The following is a 13,364-nucleotide window of genomic DNA, read 5'->3' as shown; positions in this document are numbered from 1 at the left end:
CCCGAACGGGTGGTCGAGGTACCGCTCCGGGCTAGGGGATCTCGGAAGTGTCGGAGGTCTCGTAGAGGCCGTCGATCAGTTCGGCGTAGCGGGCGCGCACCACCTTGCGGCGGAGCTTCAGCGAGGGGGTGAGCTCCCCGGACTCCGGCCCCCACTCCCCGGTGAGCAGCCGGTACCTCTTGATCTGCTCGGTGCGGTTGAGCCGGGCGTTGGCGGCCTCGACGGCCCGTCCCACCTCGGCGAGCACCTCGGGGTGTCCGGCGAGCGCCTCCGGGCGGGTGTCCCCGATGCCGTGGGCGGCGGCCCAGACGGGGGCCAGTTCCGGGTCCAGGACGAGCAGGGCCACCAGATAGGAGCGGCCGTCCCCGTGCACCAGGGCCTGCCCGATCAGCGGGTGCTCCTTGACGGTGTTCTCCACCAGGGCCGGGGAGACGTTCTTGCCGTTGGAGGTGATGATCAGTTCCTTCTTGCGGTCGGTGATCCAGAGGAACCCGTCCTCGTCGAGCCGGCCGATGTCCCCGGTGGGGAACCATCCCTCGGCGTCGGCCGCGTCCTCCACCGACCCGTCCGGCCGCAGATAGCCGGCGAACACGGTGGCCCCGCGGGTGAGGATCTCCCCGTCCTCGGCGAGCCGCAGCTCCAGGCCCTCGATCGGACGCCCCACCGAGCCCAGCCGGAAGGCGTCCGGGCTGTTGACCGTGCACACCCCGGAGGTCTCGGTGAGCCCCCAGGCGTCCATGATGGTGATCCCCCAGCCGGCCCAGAACCGGGTGACGTCCAGCGGCATGGGCGCGGTGGCGCTGGCCGTCCAGACCAGGCGGTCCATCCCGGCCAGCCGCAGCAGCGGGTCCAGCACGGTCTCCTTGGCCCGGCCGTAGGCCTCGGCGAGCGCGGCCGGCGGCTCCTCGCCGCGCTCCCGGTGGGCGGCCCGCTCGCGGGCCAGGTCGTTGGCCGCGCCGATGGCCGTACGCTGCTCCTCCGGCAGCCGGGCCAGGACCGCCCGGACCGAGGCCGCGAGCTTCTCCCAGACCCGGGGGACGCCGAAGAACTGCACCGGGCGCAGTTCGCGGACCGCCGTGGACACCGCGGCCGGGTCGGCGCACATCCGGACGTGGGCGGCCCGCAGCAGCGGCAGGTAGATGCCCAGGACCCGTTCGGCGATGTGGGCGAACGGCAGGTAGCAGATGTGCTCGGCGTGCTCGGGCAGTTCCACGTGCCGGTCCAGCCGGACGGTCTGGAGCATGATGTTGCGGTGGGTGAGCCGGACCCCCTTGGGGTCCCCGGTGGTGCCCGAGGTGTAGACCACGGTCAGCGGGTCCTCGGGCCGGACCTCCCGCCAGGCCTTCTCGAAGGCCTCGGCGCGGTGCAGCCGGGCCCCGCTCGCGTACAGCGAGGCGTACGTCCCGTGCCCGCCGGCCTCGGCAGGCTCGGCGACCAGCAGGCGGGCCAGCGGCACCTCGGGGTCGGTCAGCAGCGGTTCCCAGCGGGCCAGTTCGCGGGCCCCCTCGACCACGGCGAGACGGGCCCGGCTGTGCCGGGCGATGTGGGCGATCTGCTCGGGGGCGGAGGTTCCGTACACGGTGACCGGGACGGCACCGAGGTGGACGAGGGCGAGGTCGCTGAGCCAGTGCTCGGGCCGGTTGCCCATCATCAGCAGGACGTGGTCCCCGCGCTCCACCCCGGCGGCGGAGTAGCCGGCGGCGAGCACGGCCACCTTGCGGCGGACCTCGGACCAGCTGAGCGTGGACCAGCCGGTGTCCTCCGGGCCGGTGGCGGCCTGCCGCCAGGACAGGGCGGGCAGCTCGGGATGGTCGGCGGCGTTGCGGGCGAGCAGCGCGGGGAGGGTGAGTTCCTCGGCGGGGGCGGGCAGTCGCAGGTTCGTCGTCATGGGCAGCTCCTGGACGTTTCACATCGTTGGTGCGACAGCAATACTGTTGAACCAAGGGCGCAGTGAGCAGTGGCGCAGTGAACAGAGAGCGAGGCACAGCCGATGAGCACCCGGGCGCAGGAGTCCACGCTCACCGTGGACGAACTCGCCGCGCGAGCAGGTGTCACCGTCCGTACCGTACGGTTCTACAGCACGCGCGGGCTTTTGCCCCCTCCCGTGATCGGACCCCGTCGGGTCGGCCGGTACGGGCCGGAGCACCTGTCGCGGCTGGCGCTGATCGAGGAACTCCAGCACCAGGGGATGACCCTGTCCGCGATCGAGCGGTATCTGGACGCGCTGCCGGACGATCTGAGCGCGCACGATCTGGCCATCCACCGGGCGCTGGTGGCGAGCTGGGCGCCGGACGCGGCGGAGGAGACCTCCCGGGAGGAGCTGGAGCGGCGGGCCGGCCGGGCCCTGTCGGAGGAGGACCTGCGGCGGCTGACGGCGATGAACGTGCTGGTCCCGCTGGGCGAGGGCTACCGGGTGGATCCGGGGCTGCTGCGGCTGGGGGTGGCGCTGCTGGGGGTGCCGATCGCGCACGAGACGATCCTGGCGGCCCGCCGGGTGCTGATGGAGCACGCGCGGTCCACGGCCCATGAGCTGACCCGGCTGTTCCGGGACGAGGTGTGGGGGCCGTTCACCGAGGGCGAGGACGATCCGGAGCGGGTGGAGTCGATGAAGGCGCTGTCCGCGCACATGCAGCCGCTGGTGGTGCAGGCCCTGGTGACCTCGTTCCAGCGGTCGCTGCGGGACGAGCTGCGGGCGGCGTTCGTCCCCGGGGAAGGCTCCGGGGACGAACGCCGGTAGCGGCTAGTCGGTGAAGGTCTCGCCGCGTTCGGCCTTCTCCCGCAGCAGGGCCGGCGGTTCGAACCGCTCGCCGTAGGCGGCGGCCAGCTCGCGGGCGCGGGCCGTGAAGCCGGGCAGTCCGCCCGGGTAGCCGTTGACGTACTGGAGGACGCCGCCGGTCCAGGCGGGGAACCCGATCCCCATGATGGAGCCGATGTTGGCGTCGGCGACGGAGGTGAGGACGCCCTCCTCCAGACAGCGGACGCTGTCCAGCGCCTCGGAGAACAGCATCCGCTCCTTCATGTCCTCGAACGGGATCTCGTGGCCGGGCTTGGTGAAGTGCTCGCGCAGTCCGGGCCAGATCCGCTCCCGGCGGCCCGAGTCGTCGTACGCGTAGAAGCCGCCGCCGCCGCTGCGGCCGGGGCGGCCGAACTCGTCGACCATCCGGTCGATCACGGTGTCCGCCGGGTGCTCGGCCCAGGTGCGGCCCTCCGCCTCGAAGGCCCTACGGGTCTCGTCGCGGATCTTCCGGGGCAGGGTGAGGGTCAGTTCGTCCATCAGGGAGAGGACCTTGGCCGGGTATCCGGCCTGGGCGGCGGCCTGTTCGATGGAGGCGGGTTCGAGGCCCTCGCCGACCATGGCGACGCCCTCGTTGATGAACTGGCCGATCACCCGGGAGGTGAAGAAGCCGCGGGAGTCGTTGACCACGATGGGGGTCTTGGAGATCTGCCGGACGAGGTCGAAGGCGCGGGCGACGGCCTCGTCCCCGGTCCGCTCGCCCTTGATGATCTCGACCAGCGGCATCTTGTCCACCGGGGAGAAGAAGTGCAGTCCGATGAAGTCGGCGGGCCGGGAGACCCCTTCGGCGAGGCCGGTGATGGGCAGGGTGGAGGTGTTGGAGCAGAGCAGCGCGTCCGGGGCGACGACCTCCTGGATCTCCTGGAACACCTTGTGCTTGAGGGCGGTGTCCTCGAAGACGGCCTCGATGACCGCGTCGCAGCCGGCCAGATCGGCGGCCGAGCCGGTGGGGGTGATGCGGGCCAGCAGTTCGGCCTTCTTGGCCTCGGTGGTGCGGCCCCGGGCCAGGGCCTTGTCGAGCAGCTTCTCCGAGTAGGCCTTGCCCTTGGCGGCGGCTTCGGCGGTGACGTCCTTGAGGACCACCTCGATGCCCGCCTTGGCACAGGAGTAGGCGATGCCGGCGCCCATCATCCCGGCGCCGAGGACCGCGACCCTGGAGACCTTGCGGGGCGGGACGCCCTGCGGGCGGCTGCGGCCCGCGTTGACGGCCTGGAGGTCGAAGAAGAACGCCTGGATCATGTTCTTCGCGGTCTGGCCGGTGACCAGTTCGGTGAAGTAGCGGGCCTCGATGGTGAGGGCGGTGTCGAAGTCGACCTGGGAGCCCTCGACGGCGCAGGCCAGGATGTTGCGGGGCGCCGGGTAGGGGGCGCCGTTCAGCTGCTTCTTCAGGCTGGCCGGGAAGGCGGGGAGGTTCGCGGCGAACTTCGGGTTCGACGGGGTGCCGCCGGGGATCCGGTGGCCGGGCACGTCCCAGGGCTGCCGGGACTCCGGGTGGGCGTCGATGAACGCCCGCGCCTTGGCGGTCATCTCCTCGGGCGTGGCGGCCAGTTCGTGGACCAGCCCGTTGTCCAGGGCGCGCTGCGGCGGGTACTGGGTGCCCTGCAGCAGCACCTTGAGCAGGGCGTCGGCGATGCCGAGCAGCCGGACCGTACGGGTCACTCCGCCGCCGGCCGGGAGCAGGCCGAGGGTCACCTCGGGCAGTCCGATGCGGGTGCCGGGGGCGTCCAGGGCGATCCGGTGGTGGGCGGCCAGGCAGATCTCGTAACCGCCGCCGAGGGCGGTGCCGTTGATGGCGGCGACCACGGGTTTGCCGAGGGTCTCGATGCGGCGCAGCGAGCGCTTGATCTCGTTGCCGGTGTCGAAGGCGAGCTGGGCGTCCTCGGGGCGGAGCCGGATCATGTCCTTGAGGTCGCCGCCGGCGAAGAAGGTCTTCTTGGCGGAGGTGTAGATGATGCCGCGGATGGAGTCCTTCTCGGCCTCGGCCCGGTCCGCGACGGCCGCGATGGAGTCCTTGAAGGCCTGGTTCATGGTGTTGGCGGACTGGTCGGGGTCGTCCAGGACCAGGGTGACGACGCCGGTCTCGTCCTGTTCCCAGCGGATCGTGCTGGACTCGCTCATGGTCACTGCTTTCGTTTCGGGAGGTCCGGGGCGGAGCGGGGCGGGGCGGGGGGAGCGGGACGGGTCAGAGGCGTTCGACGATGGTGGCGACGCCCATGCCGCCGCCGACGCAGAGGGTGGCCAGGCCGTAGCGCTTGTCCTGGCGTTCCAGCTCGTCGACGAGCGTGCCGAGGATCATGGCGCCGGTGGCGCCGAGCGGGTGGCCCAGGGCGATGGCGCCGCCGTTGACGTTGACCTTGTCCAGGGACAGCCCCATGTCCTCGACGAAGCGCAGGACGACCCCCGCGAAGGCCTCGTTGATCTCGACCAGGTCGATGTCCTCGATGGACAGGCCGGCCTTGGCCAGGGCCTTGCGGGTGGCCGGTGCGGGTCCGGTCAGCATGATGGTGGGCTCGGAGCCGGAGACGGCGGCGGAGACGATCCGGGCGCGCGGGGTCAGGCCGTTGCGCTCGCCGGCCTCGCGGGAGCCGATGGCCACCAGGGAGGCGCCGTCCACGATGCCGGAGGAGTTGCCCGCGTGGTGGACGTGGTCGATCTTCTCCACCCAGTGGTACTTCTGGAGGGCGACGGCGTTGAACCCGCCGAGCTCGCCGATGTCCGCGAAGGACGGCTTCAGCTTGGCGAGGGTGTCGGCGGTGGTGCCGGGGCGGACGAACTCGTCGTGGTCCAGGACCACCAGGCCGTTGCGGTCGGTGACGGGGACCACGGAGCGGGCGAACCGGCCGTCCTTGATCGCGGCGGCGGCCCGCTCCTGGGAGAGGGCGGCGTACTCGTCGACGTCCCGGCGGCTGAACCCGCCCAGGGTGGCGATCAGGTCGGCGCCGATGCCCTGCGGGACGAACCCGGTGTCCCAGTTGGTCATCGGGTCGGCGAACCAGGCGCCGCCGTCGGAGGCCATCGGGACCCGGGACATGGACTCCACCCCGCCCGCCAGGACCAGGTCCTCCCAGCCGGAGCGGACCTTCGCGGCGGCCAGGTTGACGGCCTCCAGCCCGGAGGCACAGAAGCGGTTCTCCTGGACCCCGGCCACGGTGTCGGGCAGTCCGGCCGCGATCGCGGCGATCCGGGCGATGTCGGAGCCCTGGTCGCCGACCGGTCCGACCACGCCCAGCACGATGTCGTCGATGGTGCCCGGGTCCAGTCCGGGGTTGCGCTCGCGCAGGGCGTGGATGAGGCCCACCACCAGGTCGATCGGCTTGGTGCCGTGCAGGGAGCCGTTGGCCTTGCCCCGGCCCCGCGGGGTGCGGATCGCGTCGTACACGTAAGCTTCGCTGCTCACTGGATCAAGCCTTTCGAGGGGAGGTTTCAGCCCAGCAGGGAACGGCCGATGATCTCTTTCATGATCTCGGTGGTCCCGCCGTAGATGGTCTGGATGCGGCCGTCGGTGAACGCCCTGGCCACCCGGTATTCGGTCATGTAGCCGTACCCGCCGTGCAGTTGGAGGCAGCGGTCGGCGACCCGCTTCTGCAGCTCGGTGGCCCACCACTTGGCCATCGAGGCGTGGACGTGGTCGAGTTCGCCGTTGGCGTGGTCGACGATGCAGCGGTCGAGGAAGGTGCGGGTGACGGCGCACTCGGTGGCCATCTCGGCGATCTCGAACCGGATGTGCTGGAGCTTGGCCAGCGGCCGTCCGAAGGCCTCGCGCTCCTTCACGTACGCGGTGGTGATCTCCAGCAGGTGCTCGGCGGCGGCGATCCCGGCCATGGCGATGCCCATCCGCTCCTGAGCGAGATTGGTCATCAGATGGACGAAGGCGCCGTTCTCCTCGCCGAGCAGGTTCTCCTTGGGGACCCGGACGTCGTGGAAGAACAGCTCGGCGGTGTCCTGGGCCTTCTGGCCGATCTTGTCGAGGTTGCGGCCGCGTTCGAAACCGGCCGTGCCGCGTTCCACGACCAGCAGGGACAGGCCGTGCGCCCCGCCCTCCGGGGTGGTGCGGGCCACCACGATCACCAGGTCGGCGAGGATCCCGTTGGAGATGAAGGTCTTGGAGCCGTTGAGCAGCCAGTGGTCGCCGCGGTCCTCGGCGGTGGTGCGGATGCCCTGGAGGTCGGAGCCGGCCCCCGGCTCGGTCATCGCGATGGCGGTGACGGTCTCCCCGGAGCAGAAGCCGGGCAGCCAGCGCCGCTTCTGCTCCTCGGTGGCCAGCGAGGTGAGGTAGGGACCGATGATGTCGTTGTGCAGGCCGATGGCCAGGCCGGGGGCGCCGGCCCGGGTGAACTCCTCGGCGATCACGGCGGAGTAGCGGAAGTCGGTGTTCCCGCCGCCGCCGTACTCCTCCGGGACGGCCAGGCCGAGCAGGCCCTGCCGGCCGGCCGCCAGCCAGGCCTCCCGGCTGACGATGCCGTCCTTCTCCCACTGCTCGTAGTGCGGCAGCACCTCCTTGGTGAGGAAGGTGCGGACGGTCTCGCGGAACGCCTCGTGGTCGGCGTCGAAGATGCGGCGTCGCATCGGGCCCCCTACGGCAGTTTCTCGGCGGTCGTGGTGTCGGACAGTGCGGGGAGGCCCCAGTCCCGGGCGACTTCCTCGGTGTCGCCGCCGGGCAGCGCCGGACCGCGGCGCACCGCGCCGGGGGTGGCGGAGAACCGGGGCGCGGGGGCCGGCTGGACGATCCCGCCGAACCCGGTGAAGGTGCCGCGGGCGGCCAGGTGCGGGTGGTCCGGGGCCTCGCGGAGCGAGAGCACCGGCGCGACACAGGCGTCGGTGCCCTCGAAGACCTCCGTCCACTCGGCCCGGGTGCGGCTGCGGAACCGCTCGGCGACCGCCTCCCGCAGCTCGCCCCAGCGGGCCAGGTCCTTGCGGGTGGGGGCCCGGTCGGCGATGCCGAGGAGCTCGGTGAAGGTGTCGTAGAACTGCTGCTCCAGGGCGCCGACCGCCATGAACCCGCCGTCGGAGGTCTCGTAGGTGCCGTAGAAGGGGCAGCCGCCGTCCAGCAGGTTGGCGCCGCGCCGGTCCTGCCAGCCGCCGGCCGCCATCATCCCGTGGATCATCGAGGTGAGGTGGGCGGTGCCGTCCACGATGGCGGCGTCCACGACCTGGCCGGCGCCGCCGGGCGTACGGGCGTGCCGCAGGGCCGCCAGCAGGCCGATCACCAGGTAGAGGGAGCCGCCGGCGTAGTCGCCGACCAGGTTGGCGGGGACCGCGGGCGGCTCCCCCGGGTTGCCGATCATGCCGAGCGCCCCGGTGACGGCGATGTACGCGATGTCGTGCCCGGCGGTGTGGGCCAGCGGGCCGTCCTGCCCCCAGCCCGTCATCCGGCCGTAGACCAGGGCGGGGTTGCGGGCGTGGCAGTCGGCCGGGCCGACCCCGAGGCGTTCGGCGACCCCGGGCCGGAAGCCCTCGATCAGGATGTCGGCGCGCTCGACGAGGTCCAGCACCCGGGCCGGACCCGCCGGGTCCTTGAGGTCGAGGACCACGGAGCGCTTGTTGCGGTTGGTGATGTCGTAGGCGGGGTTGACGGCGAGGCCGCCGCCGCCCGGCCGGTCCACCCGGACCACGTCGGCGCCGAGGTCGGCGAGGAGCATGGCGGCGAAGGGGGCGGGGCCGATGCCCGCCAGCTCCACCACCCGGACGCCCGCCAGCGGACCCTGTCCGCCCGCCGTCCCGTTCCCTGTCACTGCCATCGGGCCCCCTGCCGGACACGTCTGTGACACAACTGATGTAACACCAGTGATGCTAGGAAGGTGCCCCACGCAGCACAACCCCCGGAACCGGCCCGGAACCGGCCGTACGGCCACCGGGAACCGGCCGTGCGCCACCGCGAACCGGCCCGGAAGCGGGGCCGGGCGCGCGAACGGCCGGGGCTCACGCTAGCCTCGGCGACCGACGCCAGCTGGGAGGAGCGGGAGATGACCGCGCAGGACGCACCCGAACGCAACTACGACCTGGTGCTTTTCGGGGCCACCGGGTTCGTGGGGGCGCTGACCGCCGAGTACCTCGCCGCGCACGCGCCGGCCGGCTGCCGCTGGGCCCTGGCCGCCCGCGACACCGCCAAACTGGAACGGCTCCGCGACCGGCTGGCCGCCGAGCACCCGCACTGCGCCGAGCTCCCGCTGCTGCGCGCGGACGCCACCGACCCGGACCAGGTCCGGGAACTGGCCGCCGCCACCCGGGTGCTGGCCAGCACCGTGGGCCCGTACATCTGGTACGGCGCGGAACTCGTCGCCGCCTGCGCCGCGGCCGGCACCGACTACCTGGACCTCACCGGGGAACCCGAGTTCGTCGACCGGATGTACGTGGAACACGACGCGCGGGCCCGGGAGACCGGCGCCCGGCTGGTGCACGCCTGCGGGTTCGACTCGATCCCGGCCGATCTCGGCGCCTACTTCACGGTCCGTCAGCTGCCCGCCGGGGTCCCGCTCACCGTGGACGGGTTCATGAGCGGCGGCGGACTGTTCTCCGGCGGCACCCTCGCCTCCGCCCTCACCGCCATGGGCCGCGGCCCGCAGACCCTGCGGGCGGCCCGGGAACGCCGGCTGCACGAGCCCCGGCTGCTGGGCCGGCGGGCCCGCGGACCGGCCGGCGCCCCCCGGTTCAGCCGGGAGGCGGGGGCCTGGGCCATGCCGCTGCCCACCCTGGACCCGCGGATCGTGACCCGCTCGGCGGCCGCCCTGGACTGCTACGGACCGGACTTCCGCTACCGCCACTACGCCGCCGTGAAACACCTCCCGGTGGCCGTGGGCGGGGCGGCGGCGGTGGGCGCGGTGGCGGCCCTGGCACAGGTCCCGGCGGCCCGGAACTGGCTGATGGGCCGCTGGTCGGCCGGCCAGGGCCCGGACGCGGAACGGAGGGCGCGCAGCTGGTTCCGGGTGCGGTTCGTCGGGGAAGGCGGCGGCCGCCGGGTGTTCACCGAGGTCTCCGGCGGCGACCCCGGGTACGGGGAGACCGCGAAGATGCTGGCCGAGTCGGCGCTGTGCCTGGCCTACGACGACCTCCCGGCGGCGGCCGGCCAGCTCACCACCGCCACGGCCATGGGCGATGCCCTGCTGACCCGCCTCCAGGACGCGGGCATCCGCTTCCGCACGGCCACGCCCCGCTGAGGGGGCGGCCGGGACGTTCAGCCGGCCTCGCGGAGGGCGCGGCGGCAGAGGGCGTCGGCGTGCCGGGTGGTCTCGGGGATGCGGTACCTCGGGCTGAGCGCCAGCGCGTGCGCGCAGGCCGTGTCCAGCGAGACCCGGTGCCCCACGGACACGTACACCGGTTTGATCCCGGCCTGGGTGCGGACCGCCCGGCCCACCTCCGCCCCGTCCTCGGCACACAGCGGCGCGGAGTCCCCGCGCCGCTCCCCCGGCGGATCGTGGCGGAAGGTGAACGGGTTCTTCGCCACGCCCATGGCGGGCAGCCCGGTCACCACCCCCAGATGGCAGGCCAGCCCGAACCGGCGCGGGTGGGCCAGCCCGTAGCCGTCGCAGACCACCAGGTCCGGGGCGGTGGTGAGGGCGTCCAGCGCGGCCAGCACGGTCGGCAGCTCCCGGAAGGCGAGCAGCCCCGGCACATAGGGGAAGGTGACGTGCCCGACCGCCGTCGCCTCCTCCACCACCCGCAGGGTGGCCGCGTCGAGCACCACGGCGGCCGCGGCCACCAGGTCGCGCTCGTCGTCGTAGGCCACGTCGACCCCGGCGACCAGCCCCGCTCCGGCGGCCGGGCCGGACTCGTCGAACACCACCCGGCCGCGCAGCTCGTCCTGTATCGCCCGGGCCTCGGCCTCGTCGGCGGGGGTCTTCACACTCGTCATGATGCTCCGAGGGTAGCCTGACGATCATGTTCGTCATGGAGCTGACCTACACCGCGCCCATCGAAGCCGTCGAGGAGGAGCTGGACGCACACGTCGCCTGGCTGGACACCCACTACGCGGCGGGCGTCTTCCTGGCCTCCGGCCGCAAGGTCCCGAGGGACGGCGGCATGATCCTGGCCGGCGGGGTGACCCGCGCGGAGGTCGAGCAGATCGCGGCCGGGGACCCCTTCGTGACGGCGGGCGTGTGCACCTACCGCATCACGGAGTTCATCGCCACCAAGACCTCCGCCGACCTGTCCACGGTCCGCGAGACCCCGCGGACGTAGACGGACTTTCGCCATGCGCACGGGAGTACCGGGTCCGCCCGCGGCTATCGTGCACGTATGACGTGGCGGGGGCCGACGCACCGGGTGGTCGACGGGAAGCGGATCGACGGCGTGTGGCGCCACGTGTGGCGCCACGACTGGACCGGCCCCCCACACGTGGACGACCTGTTCGTCTACGCGGACGGCCGAATCGGCTGCACCCCCACCCACCCGACCAGCGCCCCGGGCGGCGAGCCCCGCGGCTCGACCGGGGGTGACGTCGACGGGACCGCGGGCGGCCCCGGCCGGGGCTCGGCTCGGGGCGCGGATGGCCGCGCGGCGGGCGGGAACGGTTCCGCGCCGCTGGCCGACGCGCACCTCACCGATCTGGCCGGCCTGCGCCGCCAGTTGCTCTCCGGCCGGATCTCGGCCACCGATCCGGCCCGCCGGTCCGGCCCCACGGAGCCCGGCGGATGGCGCTCGCGCGATGCCGAACCGCTCACCCCGGACAGCTTCCTGGCCGAGGTGGCCGACCGGATCGAGGCCCTGAACGGCCGTCCCACCAGCGCGGACCGCTGCTGGGAGGCCATCCGCCGCTACCGCGACGACCCGACCGAACCGCACCGGCTGGCCCTGCGCTCGGCCTATCTGGCCGTACCGGCGCACCACCGGATCCACGTCCTCGGCGATCTGGACCGCCAGGACCGCCCGCTGCGGGTGCTGACCACGGAGATCGGCCACCCGGTGGACGGCGACGGCCCGGTGGTCACGGCCTTCATGCACCAGCAGACCCTGGACTACTTCATCCGCGCCGAACCCCCGGCCCCGGCCCCGAGCGTGGCGGGGGCCGGCGGGACGGGAGCCGTCGCCATGCCCAGCCCCCGGGCCGGGGCCGGGGCTGAGCCCGGAACGGGGTCCGAACCAGCGGTCGTCCCCGTCACCGGACGGCTCCGCAACGAACACCCCTGCCCGCTCACCGTCGGCGGCACCGAGCATCCCTCCGTGGAGGCCGCCCACGCCGCCCTCACCGGTGGCTCCACACGGCCCCGCCCAGCCCTGATGGCCGGTCTGCTGCGCGCCAAGTTCACCCAGCACCCCGAACTCGCCGATCTGCTGCGCGCCACCGCCGACGCCCCACTGAGCTACCGGGACAGCGCCCTGCCCGCGTACTGGCGCGACGGCCCGGACGGCCGCAACTGGCTGGGCCGGCTCCTGGAACTGATCCGCTCGGAACTCACCGCACTGGACTGCGACCCGGGCGGGGAGATCCAGGAGCACCGCCCCGACTAGGCCGGTCAGCCGAGCTCCAGCCGGGCCACCCGCCCCTTCTCCCCCGCCGCCCAGCAGCCGGTCAGCCCGGCGCAGTCGACCGTGTCGAAGGACCCGGAGTCCATCGGCTTCCAGGTGCGCCCGCCGTCCCAGGTGAGGTCCGTGCCCGTGGGCCCGACGGCCAGGGCGACCGGCCGGAGGTACGGGAGCCAGGTGACCCCGGATCGGTAGGCGGGCGGTGCGGTGGCCGCCGCCCGCCAGGTCCGGCCGCCGTTCCCGGTGACGGCCGCGGCCTGCGGCGACGGCTGGCCCGTACGGTAGTCGCCGCCCACCGCGAGCCCGTGGTCCCGGTCGCGGAAGGCGAGCCCGAAGACCCCGCGCGCGGGGTCCCCGCCGGGCATCGGCGCCTCGGTGGCCTTCCAGGTCAGGCCGCGGTCGGCGGAGTGCAGGATCCGGGCGACCGCGCCGCCGCCGGTGGCCATCCAGGCGTCCCGGGCCCCCGAGCTGACCAGGCACTGGCCGCTGGCCGCGAACCCCGCCTCGCCCGGCAGCGCCTCCGGCATGCCCGCGTCGGGCAGCACCCGCCAGCTGCGGCCGCCGTCCGCGGTGGAGAGGATCCGGAACCGGCCGTCCACCGGATCGCTCATGGCGAGTCCGTGCCGCTGGTCGAAGAAGGTCAGGCAGTCGTAGAAGGCTCGCGGATCGGGGTTTCGGAAGCTTTCCGTCCAGTGCGCGCCGCCGTCCTCGGTGCGGAAGATCCGCGAGTCCTCGCCCTCCCCGATGGACAGGGCCACGGCCCGCCGCTCGTCGAAGGCCTCGATGTCGCGGAGTTCCAGCCCGGCCGCACCGGGCGGGGAGACGTCCTGCCAGCTGCGCCCGGCGTCCACCGTGCGCAGTACGGTCCCCCGGGAGCCGGACACCCAGGCGGAGCGGGGGCCGACGGCGGCCAGTCCGCGGAAGCGGGCGTCGGTGCCGGTCGGCTTGAGCGCCCAGCCCGGGCCGGGCAGCCCCGCGCCCGGCGCCGGGGCCGCCGCCGGTCCGGCCGCCGCGGCGCGCTGCTCCGGCACGGCCCGCGCCTGGGCGGGTCCCGCCAGCGCACCGACCGTAAGAACCGCCGCGCACATGCCAATTCCCAGAAGTCTCATGG

General features: G+C 73.6%; 11 protein-coding genes. 4 read left to right on the top strand and 7 right to left on the bottom strand.

Annotation, left to right across the window (positions count from 1 at the left end; genetic code table 11):
* Nucleotides 1–31: 31 nt before the first annotated feature.
* Nucleotides 32–1,888 (bottom strand): AMP-dependent synthetase/ligase, encoded by a 1,857-nt coding sequence (locus ACZ50K_RS10815; RefSeq protein ID WP_468900438.1) that lies wholly within the window; start codon nucleotides 1,886–1,888, stop codon nucleotides 32–34.
* 102 nt (nucleotides 1,889–1,990) lie between these two features.
* Between ACZ50K_RS10815 and ACZ50K_RS10810 the strand changes: the two genes are divergently transcribed.
* Nucleotides 1,991–2,737: a MerR family transcriptional regulator gene (locus ACZ50K_RS10810; RefSeq protein ID WP_468900435.1), complete on the top strand. Its 747-nt coding sequence runs from the start codon at nucleotides 1,991–1,993 to the stop codon at nucleotides 2,735–2,737.
* Nucleotides 2,738–2,740: 3 nt separating this feature from the next.
* Here the strand turns inward: ACZ50K_RS10810 and ACZ50K_RS10805 are convergent, their stop codons facing one another.
* From ACZ50K_RS10805 to ACZ50K_RS10790, 4 genes are all read right to left on the bottom strand, one after another.
* Complete coding sequence (locus ACZ50K_RS10805) at nucleotides 2,741–4,912, bottom strand: 3-hydroxyacyl-CoA dehydrogenase NAD-binding domain-containing protein (RefSeq protein ID WP_468900432.1); 2,172 nt, start codon at nucleotides 4,910–4,912, stop codon at nucleotides 2,741–2,743.
* Between the two features lie 64 nt (nucleotides 4,913–4,976).
* Entirely contained in the window at nucleotides 4,977–6,191 is a 1,215-nt protein-coding gene (locus tag ACZ50K_RS10800) for an acetyl-CoA C-acetyltransferase (protein ID WP_468900429.1), read from the bottom strand.
* A gap of 26 nt (nucleotides 6,192–6,217) precedes the next feature.
* Nucleotides 6,218–7,360 (bottom strand): acyl-CoA dehydrogenase family protein, encoded by a 1,143-nt coding sequence (locus ACZ50K_RS10795; RefSeq protein ID WP_468900426.1) that lies wholly within the window; start codon nucleotides 7,358–7,360, stop codon nucleotides 6,218–6,220.
* 8 nt (nucleotides 7,361–7,368) lie between these two features.
* Nucleotides 7,369–8,532, bottom strand: coding sequence for a CaiB/BaiF CoA transferase family protein (locus ACZ50K_RS10790; RefSeq protein WP_468900423.1), 1,164 nt, complete (start codon nucleotides 8,530–8,532; stop codon nucleotides 7,369–7,371).
* A 225-nt stretch (nucleotides 8,533–8,757) separates the two neighbouring features.
* Here ACZ50K_RS10790 and ACZ50K_RS10785 point away from each other — a divergent pair, with 225 nt between their 5' ends.
* Nucleotides 8,758–9,948, top strand: a complete 1,191-nt coding sequence (locus ACZ50K_RS10785; RefSeq protein ID WP_468900420.1) for a saccharopine dehydrogenase family protein — start codon at nucleotides 8,758–8,760, stop codon at nucleotides 9,946–9,948.
* A 17-nt stretch (nucleotides 9,949–9,965) separates the two neighbouring features.
* Here the strand turns inward: ACZ50K_RS10785 and ACZ50K_RS10780 are convergent, their stop codons facing one another.
* Nucleotides 9,966–10,643 carry an endonuclease V gene (locus ACZ50K_RS10780; protein ID WP_468900417.1) on the bottom strand — a complete coding sequence of 226 codons (678 nt, stop codon included), beginning with the start codon at nucleotides 10,641–10,643 and terminating at the stop codon, nucleotides 9,966–9,968.
* A 26-nt stretch (nucleotides 10,644–10,669) separates the two neighbouring features.
* Here ACZ50K_RS10780 and ACZ50K_RS10775 point away from each other — a divergent pair, with 26 nt between their 5' ends.
* Nucleotides 10,670–10,969 carry a YciI family protein gene (locus ACZ50K_RS10775; RefSeq protein ID WP_468900414.1) on the top strand — a complete coding sequence of 100 codons (300 nt, stop codon included), beginning with the start codon at nucleotides 10,670–10,672 and terminating at the stop codon, nucleotides 10,967–10,969.
* Between the two features lie 57 nt (nucleotides 10,970–11,026).
* Nucleotides 11,027–12,238 (top strand): DUF7639 domain-containing protein, encoded by a 1,212-nt coding sequence (locus ACZ50K_RS10770; RefSeq protein WP_468900411.1) that lies wholly within the window; start codon nucleotides 11,027–11,029, stop codon nucleotides 12,236–12,238.
* Nucleotides 12,239–12,243: 5 nt separating this feature from the next.
* Here ACZ50K_RS10770 and ACZ50K_RS10765 read toward each other — a convergent pair whose 3' ends face one another.
* Entirely contained in the window at nucleotides 12,244–13,362 is a 1,119-nt protein-coding gene (locus ACZ50K_RS10765) for a WD40/YVTN/BNR-like repeat-containing protein (RefSeq protein ID WP_468900408.1), read from the bottom strand.
* Between the last annotated feature and the right edge of the window lie 2 nt (nucleotides 13,363–13,364).

It is taken from the genome of Streptomyces sp. NPDC033845 (assembly GCF_055576225.1).
Note: the sequence above shows the minus strand (reverse complement) of the source record. Positions and strands in the feature narration are given on the sequence as shown.

Bases quoted from the DNA above. Each gene is read 5' to 3' on its own strand.
- ACZ50K_RS10765 (WP_468900408.1), bottom strand. From the start codon at position 13,362: ATGAGACTTCTGGGAATTGGCATGTGCGCGGCGGTTCTTACGGTCGGT.
- ACZ50K_RS10785 (WP_468900420.1), top strand. From the start codon at position 8,758: ATGACCGCGCAGGACGCACCCGAACGCAACTACGACCTGGTGCTTTTC.
- ACZ50K_RS10770 (WP_468900411.1), top strand. From the start codon at position 11,027: ATGACGTGGCGGGGGCCGACGCACCGGGTGGTCGACGGGAAGCGGATC.
- ACZ50K_RS10815 (WP_468900438.1), bottom strand. From the start codon at position 1,888: ATGACGACGAACCTGCGACTGCCCGCCCCCGCCGAGGAACTCACCCTC.
- ACZ50K_RS10805 (WP_468900432.1), bottom strand. From the start codon at position 4,912: ATGAGCGAGTCCAGCACGATCCGCTGGGAACAGGACGAGACCGGCGTC.
- ACZ50K_RS10790 (WP_468900423.1), bottom strand. From the start codon at position 8,532: ATGGCAGTGACAGGGAACGGGACGGCGGGCGGACAGGGTCCGCTGGCG.
- ACZ50K_RS10780 (WP_468900417.1), bottom strand. From the start codon at position 10,643: ATGACGAGTGTGAAGACCCCCGCCGACGAGGCCGAGGCCCGGGCGATA.
- ACZ50K_RS10795 (WP_468900426.1), bottom strand. From the start codon at position 7,360: ATGCGACGCCGCATCTTCGACGCCGACCACGAGGCGTTCCGCGAGACC.
- ACZ50K_RS10775 (WP_468900414.1), top strand. From the start codon at position 10,670: ATGTTCGTCATGGAGCTGACCTACACCGCGCCCATCGAAGCCGTCGAG.
- ACZ50K_RS10810 (WP_468900435.1), top strand. From the start codon at position 1,991: ATGAGCACCCGGGCGCAGGAGTCCACGCTCACCGTGGACGAACTCGCC.